The following is a 12188-nucleotide window of genomic DNA, read 5'->3' as shown; positions in this document are numbered from 1 at the left end:
TGAATTAGGTTACGCCAAAGCGATATCAACACGAGTTGAGTGGAATGTTGAACCATGGTTCATGTCGGTTAACTCACTGTTCGTTAACTGGTTAATCGCTGTGTTACTGCCATTTTCATTAAGCTTCTTCCATGCATTCTTCCACGCGAAGATGGTGCCAGCAGGTGTCATTGCTTCTATCCGAGCGGTATATTGAATAGTGACATCACGTTGACCATAACGACTCGCCACTAGCTTGACTTGATCGCCATCACTAATCCCTTTGCGCATCGCATCATCAGGGTGAATATAAACAGTATGCTGCGGGAAAGTACCTTCAATGTACTTTACATTCGCCCATTGAGAGTTACTGAGTTTTGGATGAGCTGGTGACAATAAACGGAATTCTCGCGCTTTTTCATCGTCAGTCATGCCTTTTGTTGCAAAATCATCTGACTCTGGCGTACCAGTATCAATAACTGGATTGAATTTTTCAGGATCGAAATAAGTGCCGCTAATATCTTTAAATTCAATTTTTCCGCTTGGTGTCGGGAAGTCATAATTTTTACGGTATGGGTAATCCACAACTGGGCTATCCCAATTCTGAACACACAACTCATCGTAACTAATGTTGCCTTGCCAAGTACCACGTAAAATATCGTCAATACTTTCACTGAATTCTGGGTCGCTGTACCCCATCGCTTTAGCTAAATCTTGGAAAATTACCGTATCAGGTTTTGATTGATATAAAGGGCTAATTGCTTGGGTGCTGTGTTTAGCATAGTAACAATGGTAGCTATCAATCATGTTTGATTGCTCAATGTAACTTGAGGTTGGTAATAGATAATCAACATAGTCCATAGTATCGGTTTGGAATAAATCGATACCGACTAAGAACAAATCATCGCGCATTAAACCAATTTCAATTAAATCTGCATCTGGCGCGATAGCAATTGGGTTACTTGAATACACAATCATTGCTTTAATTGGGTCACACGGTTCATCAAAAGCAAGCGGTCCAACTTGACCATCTTCATGTTGATAATCTTCTGGTAATAGTGATTTGCCAATTTCACTGATATTAACGGTATCTCGTACTGCATCTTCTGGCGTTAAGTGATTCCCGCTACAGTAACCCCAATTAAACATGCCACCAGCTTGAGTATTCAAGTACACAACACCTGCACCTACTTTACCGATATTACCAGTAAGGGCCGCTAGCGTTGGAATAGCTTTAACCATACGTCCGCCATTAAGCGTACGTTGTAAGCCATAACCAATTCGGATCATCGCGCATTCAGCGCCGGCATAAGCCCTAGCAAATGACTGATATTGTGCTTTAGTTACACCCGTTTCAGCTTCAATTTGCTCATGAGTAAACTCTTCTAAACGTGCCAAAAGCGCATCATAGTCTTGAGTATGTGCATCGATGAAACCAGTATCGTGTAGACCTTCTTCAATTAGCGTTTTAGCAATACCGATGACTAAAGTTGCATCTGTACCAGGTGTTGGCTGAAGCCAGATATCAGCTTGGGAGGCGAGCGGCGTTCTTGCGGGGTTAACCACTAAGATCTTTGCACCTTTATCACGAGCTTCATTAATGAACTTAAGATGATGAATATTAGTGGCTTGCTCGTTAGTCCCCCATGACACAAAACACTTGGTATTCACATAATCTTCTGGGCTTGGCCCTGAGAATTCACCCAAAATAGAACTCATGCCTGAATATCCTGCACTAGCACAAATGTTTCTTTGTAAGTTACGACCGCCAATACGGTTAAAGAAACGATTTGAGCCTGAGCTTGCACTAATGCCGCTATAACCTGAGTAAAAATATGGCACGATGGCATTACCGGTATAGGTCTCGATAACTTCGTTTAATTTAGCAGCAATTTCACTGTTAGCCTGTTCCCATGTAATCGGTTCAAACGTAGCACCAGGGCCACGAGGTCCAACGCGTTTCATCGGTTGCTTAATTCGTTCTGGGCTATATATTGACTCTAAATAAGCATGGCCTTTAACGCACGGGGTTCCTGCTGTAACTGGGTGCGATGTGTCGCCAGTAATAGAAACAGCAACACCATCTTTGGTAGAAACTAACAAGCTACATCTGTCACCACAGTTACGCGGACAAGTAGTATGGAATATACCGTCTGGTTCAGGTGTTGGAGGCTCAGTTACTGGTGGTTCACTTGGTGAGTCATCATCGCTGCTTGAGCAACCCATGATGCTAGCAGAAAATGCAAATGCACTACTGCCTTTTAAAAAGCTACGTCTGTTCATTGCCATGATAGTTTCCTTGTTATTATTTAAGGAAACCATAACAAAGGTAAAATTTACCAAACACTAGATTTGTGAAGATTATCTAACTAGGTCAAGTAATTAGCTGCAATATTAATATGATCACAATTGCTATTTATGGAAATACCAATTACTAATAGCAGGCTATTATTGAAGTGTTTTTACACAAAAACTGCTAAACAATTCCAAGTCATATATATATGTATCAGCAAAGCCTTTACCCCTAACAAGCAAATATCGATACATCTAGTTTTTTGACAATTTATTTATTGTGTGATTTTTGCCCAAATTTTATTTTCAAAAAATAAAAAATAGTTATCAGTGTTTAATATTCATATATGAATAATATACGTTTTAAAGGTTGAATACGTATGCAGGAAATTGCAGCCAAAATATGAACAGTTTTAGTATGAGGAGATATAAATAATTATAAAAATGGAGTAATAGATGTCGTTTTCAACAAGGATTGCATCAGCCAGAACGAATTCTCAGACTATACCAGCCAATAAGTTAGCTACGTTACCTATGATTGTTGCTTTAACATTAATGGCTAGTCACAGTGTGGTTGCTAAAACCGTCTCAGTGAATTCTCCTGACGACAATATTTCTATTTCAATCACTGATGACAACGACAGACCTGAATATAAGGTCACTTTTAATGGTAAAGATGCCGTACTCAGCTCAAGACTTGGCTTAGTATTTGAATCACTTGGTGAGTTTGGCAGTGGATTTGATATTACTGATAGCTCAAGCTCCTTAAATTCGTCTCGCTGGCAACAACCTTGGGGCGAACGCGAATGGATTGAAGATAACCACAACAAACTCAGTACCACCTTTTCGAACGGTCAGTATCAATTTACTCTGGAATTTAAAGCGTTCAATGATGGTATTGGCTTTAGGTATATCGTGCCGAAACAAGCTGCACTAACTTCAACGGATTCGCTCAATATCACCAATGAATTAACCGAATTTTCTGTCCCTGATGCCCACAATGCCACCGCATGGTGGATACCAGGTCGTGGCTGGAATCGCTACGAGTATTTATATAACACCACTAGCGTTATTAAAGTCGATCGTGCCCACACACCATTTACTTATAAATTAGCTTCTGGGCTCCATCTCAGTATTCATGAAGCAGCCCTGACAGACTATGCCGCTATGGTGCTCGACCAACGACGAGACGGCACACTTAAAGCTGATTTAACCCCATGGTCAGATGGTACATTAGTCAAAACCCAACCCGGTTTTAAAACACCTTGGCGAACCATTCAAATTGCTGAAAAAGCCACAGGATTACTTAATTCAGATTTAATACTCAATTTAAATGAGCCCAACAAGCTTGGTGATGTGTCTTGGGTTGAACCAGGAAAATATGTTGGTATTTGGTGGGGCATGCATTTAAATGAGAACACATGGGGCTCTGGAGAAAAGCATGGCGCGACCACCAGCGAAACTAAACGATATATGGACTTTGCGGCTCAGTATGGTTTTGATGGCGTGCTCGTTGAAGGCTGGAATTTAGGTTGGGATGGCAGTTGGTTTCATAATGGCGACGTTTTTAGTTTTACCCAATCATATGATGATTTTGATATTGACGCAGTAAGTCAGCATGGCGCCAGTAAAAATGTTCGTTTAATCGGTCATCATGAAACATCAGGTTCAGTGACTAATTACCGCAACCAAATGAGTGATGCCTATGATTTATACCAAGCTCATGGCGTGACACAAATCAAAACAGGTTATGTTGCTGATGGCGGTGATATAAAACGTGTGGATGAAAATGGCATTACCCGTCACGAGTGGCACGACGGTCAGTTCATGGTGAATGAGTATTTGCACAGCATTAAAGAAGCTGCAAAACGTGGAATTAGCATTAATACTCACGAACCAGTAAAAGATACAGGCCTTCGCCGTACCTACCCTAACTGGATAGCAAGAGAAGGAGCCCGCGGGCAAGAGTTTAATGCTTGGGGCACACCGCCTAATAATCCAGAACATACCGCTATCTTGCCTTATACCCGAATGCTATCTGGCCCTATGGACTTTACTCCAGGTATTTTTGATCTCGCTCCAAAAGGCTTAGACGCTGTTAATCGTGTACAAACGACCCTTACAAAACAATTAGCCTTGTACGTTGTGTTATATAGCCCAATACAAATGGCTGCGGACTTACCAAGAAACTATGTTGAAAGACTAGATGCATTTCAGTTCATTCAAGATGTTCCGACTGATTGGAGCCAAAGCATAGCGGTTGCTGGCGAGATTGGTGATTATGTTGCATTTGCACGTAAGGATAGAGCTTCAGAAGATTGGTATCTAGGGGCGCTAACCGACGAAAATGCCCGTAAAATTGACATTAAATTAGACTTTTTAAGCCCTAATAAACAATACCAGGCCCAAATTTATCGTGATGGTGAAAAGGCCAATTGGAAAACTAATCCATATGACTATGTCATTGAAACTAAAACCGTCACGGCAAAAGACTCACTTGTGATGTCATTAGCCACCAGTGGTGGTACTGCTATAAGATTTAAAGCAATATAGTAACAAGTAAGTCCTAGATTCAAAACTCAGTTCTCCCCCTAAAAGCCTGATGTGCAATGTCTTCATTGCCTTCAGGTTTTTCTTCATTTACAGTGCGTTATTCTACATCTTAAATTAAAATCTAGAATCTAAACTCGCTGCACCCCTGTTACAAATATGATCACCTTTCGTTGTGCATAAATGATGAATACGTATGTAATTAGTTGTGCCAAAATCCGCCTCAAGGCTAATATAAAACCTGCTAAATTTCTTCCTCTGCTTGTGGGGATGGAATGGGCTAGGTCGTTACTGGCGCATCACCTTCATCGGATTGTGTCAGGTTTTGAGTACCTTTGTTAACTTCTTATCAACCGAAGATAACAATACGAGCTCTTTGGCGAATACCCGTCTTAGGGAGATGAGTATTCGCCATTTTTTTAACTATCGTTTTATCGGACGTATTAAGTACCTAGCGCTAGCCACTAGTAAAATAAGAATTCAGCCATGATGCTGAACGAGCCATTTATAATGGAAGATAAAGGAAGATACATGTCTGCCGAAAATATTCACCAATCTCAGGATCTAAGTCAGGTCAAACGCCGTCAGCAACCAGAACTCAGCTTCTGGCAAATTTTTAATATGTGCTTTGGTTTTTTGGGGATCCAATTTGGTTTTGCACTTCAAAACGCTAATGTCAGTCGTATTTTTCAAACCTTAGGGGCTGAAATTGATGAAATCCCTATTCTATGGATTGCCGCTCCTTTAACCGGTCTTATCGTTCAACCTATCATAGGTTACTTAAGTGATAACACCTGGAACGGCTTAGGACGTCGTCGCCCTTATTTTCTTATTGGTGCAATCTGTACCACACTTGCATTGTTTATCATGCCGCACTCTCCTGTTCTTTGGGTTGCCGCAGGTATGCTGTGGATAATGGATGCATCGATTAACATTGCAATGGAGCCATTTCGTGCATTTGTCGGTGATAACCTGCCAAAATCACAGCGAACCCAAGGCTATGCAATGCAAAGCTTCTTTATCGGTATCGGCGCAGTGGTTGCTTCCGCCCTACCTTACTTATTAACAAACTACTTTGATGTTGCTAATACCGCACCTGAAGGTCAAATTGCTGACTCAGTTCGATATGCCTTTTATTTTGGCGGCGCAGTGTTATTTCTTGCAGTTGGTTGGACAATCATTACTTCTAAAGAATATTCGCCAGAAGAAATCAGTGCATTTCAAGCCCATGACGAAGCAGACTCAGGGACAGAAACTTCGGAAGAAATTCGCACGCGAACACCACAACAGTATCAGTTTGCAGCCATGTTATGGATGGCCGTAGGCGCGGTATCGACAGGTCTAGTATTCGGTTTTGATTTAGACAAACAACTTTATATTTTAACCATAGGTATTTTCACCTTTGGTCCTTTGCAGTGGTACTGCTCTTCAGCACTTAAGAAAGTTAAATCAACTGACATTGCAGAGCGCGAAGCGTTAGGAATGGTATTCAATGTTGTCGATGATTTATTTCATATGCCAAAAGCCATGCACCAACTGGCCATAGTGCAGTTTTTCTCATGGTTTGCTTTATTTGCCATGTGGATTTATACCACATCAGCTGTGACGTCATATCATTACGGCACTTCAGATGTACTGACAAAAGCATACAATGATGGCGCTGATTGGGTTGGAATGCTGTTTGCTTCTTATAACGGCTTTGCCGCTCTTGCCGCTATCGCAATCCCCTTCTTAGCCAAAGCTGTGGGCATTCGCTTTGCTCATACCATTAACTTGTCTTTAGGTGGATTTGGACTCATCAGCTTTTTCTTCATTACTGATCCAGCCTTGTTGTGGATACCTATGATTGGTGTTGGTATCGCTTGGGCATCAATTTTGTCAGTCCCTTACGCTATGTTATCAGGCATTTTACCGCCTAAAAAAATGGGCGTATTTATGGGGATTTTTAACTTCTTTATCGTCATCCCTCAACTTTTAGCTGCCAGTGTATTGGGTGTTATTTTGAAAACTTTGTTTGATGGCGAACCTATATTTGCACTTATTACCGGTGGCGTGTTCATGATTATTGCTGGTGTTGCCGTGTTATTTGTCGACCAGCCAAAAAGCGACGTTTAAATATATTCAACAAACTGGCTAGTGAGACAACTTACCTAGCCAGAAATATTATAAAAATAGAATTCAAATTGGGGAAAATCAGTGATGAAAACCTTGTTAAACAATGCCACGACACATAAAAAAACACCTTTAGCGCAAGCTGTGAATGTGGCGTTAATTAGTGCATCAATATTGGCATTATCGGCATGCTCTCAAAACGATAGTGAACAGAATGCGAGTAACTCTTCAGAAAAAGCGCCAACTGCCGCTTCTTCAACAGCTGTTATTTCTACATCTGATGTCCAATCAGCACCAGGCGCGCCAGGTATTGACCCAACATGGGCATTTTCAGGCAAAACTGGCATAGGTACATCGTACGAACCTTATGTAGACGGTCAATATCAAAGCAGCGTTGATAACCCTGTGAGTAAAGTATGGTTCTCTCTTGCCCAAGGCATTCTTACTGAAACCATGTACGGCATGATCCATAACGCTCAACTTAAAGAAATGCAGTTTATTGTTACTGGTGAAGGTTTTGTTGATACAGAGAAAGAAGACACCATCAGTACCATCGAGTATCTACATCAAGATGAGCAAGGCCGACCTTTATCATTAGCTTATAAAGTGATTAACAAAGCTAAAAACGGTCAATATCAAATTGAGAAACACTTTTTTACTGATCCAAACCGTGACAGCATGATGATGAAAGTTGTTTTCACTGCATTTGCTGACGACGTAACTCCTCATTTATATGCAAATCCACATGTCGATAATAGCGGCGCTAATGACATTGCCACTATTGAAGGTCAAGCTTTGCTGGCTTACACCGATAAAGCTGATTCATCCGTGATGACAATAAAATCTGATGTTGCTTTCACTCAAGCAAGCGCTGGTTTTGTTGGCACATCAGGTGGCCTGGTTGATTTAAAAGATAATGGAAAATTGAATAACCTTTATCAAACCACCAGCACTGATAACACATCTGTTGGTAATGTTGCGTTAACCGCTCAATATTCCACTCTAAACAAAGCCCAAGGCGAAAACACACTTGAGATGAATGTTGTGATTGGCTTTGGCGCTGATAAACAAAGCAGTTTAGCAAACGCCGATGCTACACTGGATGCAGGTTATGACAAAGTATTAAGTGCTTATTTAGGTGATGATAAACATATTGGCTGGAAAGACTATTTAGCTTCATTACCTGCTATCAATGGTATGAGTGTAAATACGACCGATGAAGGTCAACTCCTCTATACCAGCGCATTAGTATTAAAAGCTCAAGAAGATAAAACTCATGCTGGCGCGTTAATCGCCTCTTTATCAAACCCTTGGGGTGATTCAGTTTCTGCTAAAGTCGGTAGTACTGGCTATAAAGCAGTGTGGCCAAGAGATTTCTATCAATGTGCAATGGCATTTCTAGCCTTAGGCGATACTGAAACACCTAAAGTTGCCTTTGAATATTTGAAAAAAGTACAAGTGAGCCAACAAACTCCTGAGTATGTAGGCACTCCAGGTTGGTTCTTACAAAAAACCCATGTTGATGGCGAAATTGAATGGGTTGGCGTACAACTCGATCAAACTGCAATGCCAATCATGCTGGGTTGGAAGTTATGGCAAGCTAACGTATTAACAGATGCTGAAATCACCCAGTGGTATCAAGAAATGCTCAAACCAGCAGCTGACTTCCTAGTCACTGGCGGTAAAGTAAAACTGGATTGGAATGACACAGAAATCACTCCGCCGAGCACTCAACAAGAGCGCTGGGAAGAACAAGCTGGCTTCTCGCCTTCTACCACAGCAGCTGTGATTGCAGGTCTTATCGCAGCAAGTGATTTAGCTAAACTCGCTAAAGATGGTCAAGGCGAGGAGTACTTAGCGATTGCTAAGAAACTTGAAGCCAGCCTTGAAAGTACCATGGTCACGAATAACGGCGAATTAGCAAAAGACAACAAACCTTATTACGTGCGTATTAGCCCAAATGGGAACCCTAATAACAATGATAAATTACTTGATAACAACGGTAAGCCAGGTTTAGACCAACGTACTATTTTAGACGGCGGCTTTTTAGAATTAGTTCGTTATGGTGTAAAAGTAGCGAACGATAGCGTTATTCAAAACAGCGTAATGTTAATCGATGACACCAGTCTTGAGGATAATTTACGGGTTAAGTATGAATTTACCGCTAAAGATGGCAGTAAAATCCCAGGCTTCAGACGCTATGGTAACGATGGTTACGGTGAAGATATTACAACGGGTTTGAGCTACGCGGAAAAAGGCAATACAGCTGATCAACGTGGTCGAGTGTGGCCTTTCTTTACCGGTGAACGTGGTCATTATGAACTTGCTTTAGCAAAATCTACCGACACACTAACCCCTGAAGTACACCAGCAATTGATTAATACTTATGTTCAAGGGATGGAAACTTTTGCTAATGAAGGCATGATGCTTCCAGAACAAGCATGGGACGGAGTTGGCAATCCAACTCGCTATAACTACGCTATGGGTCAAGGTACAAACTCAGCAACACCACTGGCTTGGACCCATGCCGAATACGTGAAATTAGTTCGCTCAATGACAGACAAAGCGGTTTGGGACTTCTACCCTGTCGTTGCAGAGAAACTAAAAAAGTAATCACGGTCGAACAGTTCAACTGTCATTAACCATGACTTCAGGGCTCAATTCCATCAAAAGGCCACTTAATTGTGGCCTTTTAATTTCCTTGTATTTAAAAAGTGATTCAAATATCATCAATTCACTAAATGTCAGTAAATAACCCTGCATTTTCTTGTACTTAATCTAGTATTAACTACAGATAATAATTTGTCTAAGGATCGGACTTTGAAAAGCAAATATCTTTCTGTTTTAAAAAATACAGGCTCGATTAAGCTAGCAATTATTTTTGCCATCTGCATAACAACGTCTTTATTGCTATTGTTTTTCTCAGCAAGTAACCCAGAGCCAATTGATAAACCAACAATAAAAATTGGAGTATCTCAAACCCCACTAACATCTCCTTTTATCGTAGCAAAACATTTATCATTATTTGAGCAAGCATCACTAAATGTAGAACTAGTTGATTGTTTTGGAGGCGTTGCCTGCAGTGAAGCATTGATTGATGATCAAGTAGACTTCGCAACAGCATCCGAATCAGTAGTGATGTTTAAGAGTTATCAAACTCATGATATTGCTCTACTCGCAAGTTTTGTTCAATCAACTAATGATTTAAAGTTATTGACGTTAAACAAACACCTTTCCTTTGATAACAAGTCAATCAATAACAGCGAATTAAATCACCTTGGCAATACACAACATAAAGTAGGGATTGTTAAGGGTAGTTCTAGTGAATATTATTTTGATACTTTGCAAATAGCACAAGGTTTGGATACCGCTAATATCGAGAAGGTGTATTTAACACCAAAAGAGCTTGTTGATGCTTTGATAAATAAACATGTAGATGCGATTTCTATCTGGGAGCCCTATGGTTATCAAGTGAATATGTTATCTAATGCCCCTATGACTAATTTAGGAATACAAGGAATATATCAACTTCACTTTAATTTAATTTCGAAGAGATCCCGCCTATCGCAAATCAATACATTGGAAGACAGGCAAGTAAATAAAATCATAGTAGTTCTAGAGCAATCAATTAATTGGATTAACGAAAACCCCGACGCTGCAATGAATATTGTTGCAAAACACCTCAACGTCCCTTTAAACCAAATCAAGTGGTCATGGGATGACTATATTTTTAGGTTAAGTATAAGCAGCACACTACTTTCAAGCCTTCAAATGCAGTCACACTGGGCAAAGCAGCAAGGTTTAGTCCAAGGAAAAGAACCAAACTTTCGAGAGGTCATCTTCAGCGAGCCATTTGAAGAAGCCAAGTCGGCTATGGAGTTGTCATGGTAAATTCTATAAACGGAAAACTCATCACCTTGCTATGTGTCAGCTTTATTTTCACCTTATTGCTTAGCTATTCATTTTTCCAGATACATTTAGCCCAACATAAAAAAACTGATGCATTGCAGTACTTTTCAGCGCTGCAAAAAAATATTGATGATCTTCGAAGCCAGTTTTGGCTTTTTTCTCAAAGGCAAGATAAAGCCAGTTTTGCTCAAGTAACACAATCTCATCAATCGCTGACCAATAAGCTCGAAAAACAAAGCTTTTATAATCAACGGGTGTTTAATCTAAAAAAACTCACCAATGATATGTCATCTTTATTAAATCAAGAACTGAAACTGTCCTCTCAAACTGTTGGACTGTCTGATAATCAGGTAACTCAAGCAAGAAACTTATTACAAAATCGCTATATTATTTTGATTGAAAATATGTCTGAAGAAGTCGCCTATTTAAATAAAAATACATTAGATAGCAATGAACGTGCTATCACTTCAGTTATGCTTTACTCTGCCCTAGGCCTTATCCTCACAGGTACATTTGTACTTGCGATAAACTTCTCAATTTATCAACGCTTTAAAATAGGATCTAATCGAATAAAAAAAGGAATTGAAACGCTATCAAAAGGTGACTTATCACATAAAATTGATGCAAATAATTTAGATATCGAGTTTGGTCTTTTAGCATCTTTTTTTAATGATATGACCAGTAAACTTGATGCTAGTATGATGTCAAAACAAGAGCTAGAAGATGAAGTAAACCGTCAAACTAGCGAACTTAAAAAACAAAAACAGCAACTCCAAACCCTATCTGAAAAAGACCATTTAACCGGAATTATGAACCGTAGAGCCCTAGAGCAATCGCTAGACTTAATTATTGCTAATGCAAAATTGAGTCAAAGTAAAGTTGCGCTATTCTTTATCGACGTTGATAATTTTAAAATCATCAACGACACCATAGGTCATGACGCTGGTGACACAGTACTTAAAAAAGTGGCATTACGATTACAACAATGTATTCGTAAAACCGATATTGTCGGTCGCTTGGGTGGAGATGAGTTTGTGGTATGTTTAGGTCTGACGGATAACTTAGACCAAATTTCGCAAAAAGCACAATTAATCTTAGATACGATCAGTCAACCTATTGAATTTAATGGAAGCACAATTAATATATCCACAAGTATGGGAGTGAGTTACTACCCTTTCCAAGCAAAATCGAGAAATAGGTTAATTAAGCAAGCGGACGAATTTATGTATAAAGCTAAAGAGTTAGAAGGATCTGCATGCTTTGATGGACAAGAAGTACTTGCCCAAAATCACTTATCAAACAGAACAATGAGTGGTTAATGCAACTATTTGAACAAGCTACAGAGT

General features: G+C 39.9%; 6 protein-coding genes. 5 read left to right on the top strand and 1 reads right to left on the bottom strand.

Translation table 11 applies throughout. The features are described from left to right. Nucleotides 1-9: 9 nt before the first annotated feature. Nucleotides 10-2268, bottom strand: coding sequence for a molybdopterin-containing oxidoreductase family protein (locus L2735_RS01670; RefSeq protein ID WP_248983056.1), 2259 nt, complete (start codon nucleotides 2266-2268; stop codon nucleotides 10-12). Nucleotides 2269-2805: 537 nt separating this feature from the next. On the opposite strand from L2735_RS01670, the gene L2735_RS01665 reads away from it, so the two are divergent. The 5 genes from L2735_RS01665 (at nucleotide 2806) to L2735_RS01645 (ending at nucleotide 12161) form a co-directional block, all read left to right on the top strand. Then, nucleotides 2806-4824: a glycoside hydrolase family 97 protein gene (locus L2735_RS01665; protein ID WP_248983236.1), complete on the top strand. Its 2019-nt coding sequence runs from the start codon at nucleotides 2806-2808 to the stop codon at nucleotides 4822-4824. Nucleotides 4825-5352: 528 nt separating this feature from the next. Then, nucleotides 5353-6936, top strand: a complete 1584-nt coding sequence (locus L2735_RS01660) for an MFS transporter (RefSeq protein ID WP_248983055.1) — start codon at nucleotides 5353-5355, stop codon at nucleotides 6934-6936. 84 nt (nucleotides 6937-7020) lie between these two features. Next, entirely contained in the window at nucleotides 7021-9546 is a 2526-nt protein-coding gene (locus L2735_RS01655) for a glycoside hydrolase family 15 protein (protein WP_248983054.1), read from the top strand. Between the two features lie 207 nt (nucleotides 9547-9753). Further along, entirely contained in the window at nucleotides 9754-10824 is a 1071-nt protein-coding gene (locus L2735_RS01650) for an ABC transporter substrate-binding protein (protein WP_248983053.1), read from the top strand. Beyond that, nucleotides 10818-12161 (top strand): GGDEF domain-containing protein, encoded by a 1344-nt coding sequence (locus tag L2735_RS01645; RefSeq protein WP_248983052.1) that lies wholly within the window; start codon nucleotides 10818-10820, stop codon nucleotides 12159-12161. The genes L2735_RS01650 and L2735_RS01645 overlap by 7 nt, the downstream gene beginning before the upstream one ends. The last annotated feature ends 27 nt before the right edge of the window (nucleotides 12162-12188 follow it).

Origin of the sequence: Shewanella olleyana, assembly GCF_023283825.1 — a bacterium.
GTDB classification, from domain to species: domain Bacteria; phylum Pseudomonadota; class Gammaproteobacteria; order Enterobacterales; family Shewanellaceae; genus Shewanella; species Shewanella olleyana.
Note: the sequence above shows the minus strand (reverse complement) of the source record. Positions and strands in the feature narration are given on the sequence as shown.

Excerpts from the sequence above, each read along its gene's own strand:
- L2735_RS01660 (WP_248983055.1), top strand. The coding sequence starts at position 5,353 with ATGTCTGCCGAAAATATTCACCAATCTCAGGATCTAAGTCAGGTCAAA.
- L2735_RS01665 (WP_248983236.1), top strand. The coding sequence starts at position 2,806 with ATGATTGTTGCTTTAACATTAATGGCTAGTCACAGTGTGGTTGCTAAA.
- L2735_RS01645 (WP_248983052.1), top strand. The coding sequence starts at position 10,818 with ATGGTAAATTCTATAAACGGAAAACTCATCACCTTGCTATGTGTCAGC.
- L2735_RS01655 (WP_248983054.1), top strand. The coding sequence starts at position 7,021 with ATGAAAACCTTGTTAAACAATGCCACGACACATAAAAAAACACCTTTA.
- L2735_RS01670 (WP_248983056.1), bottom strand. The coding sequence starts at position 2,268 with ATGGCAATGAACAGACGTAGCTTTTTAAAAGGCAGTAGTGCATTTGCA.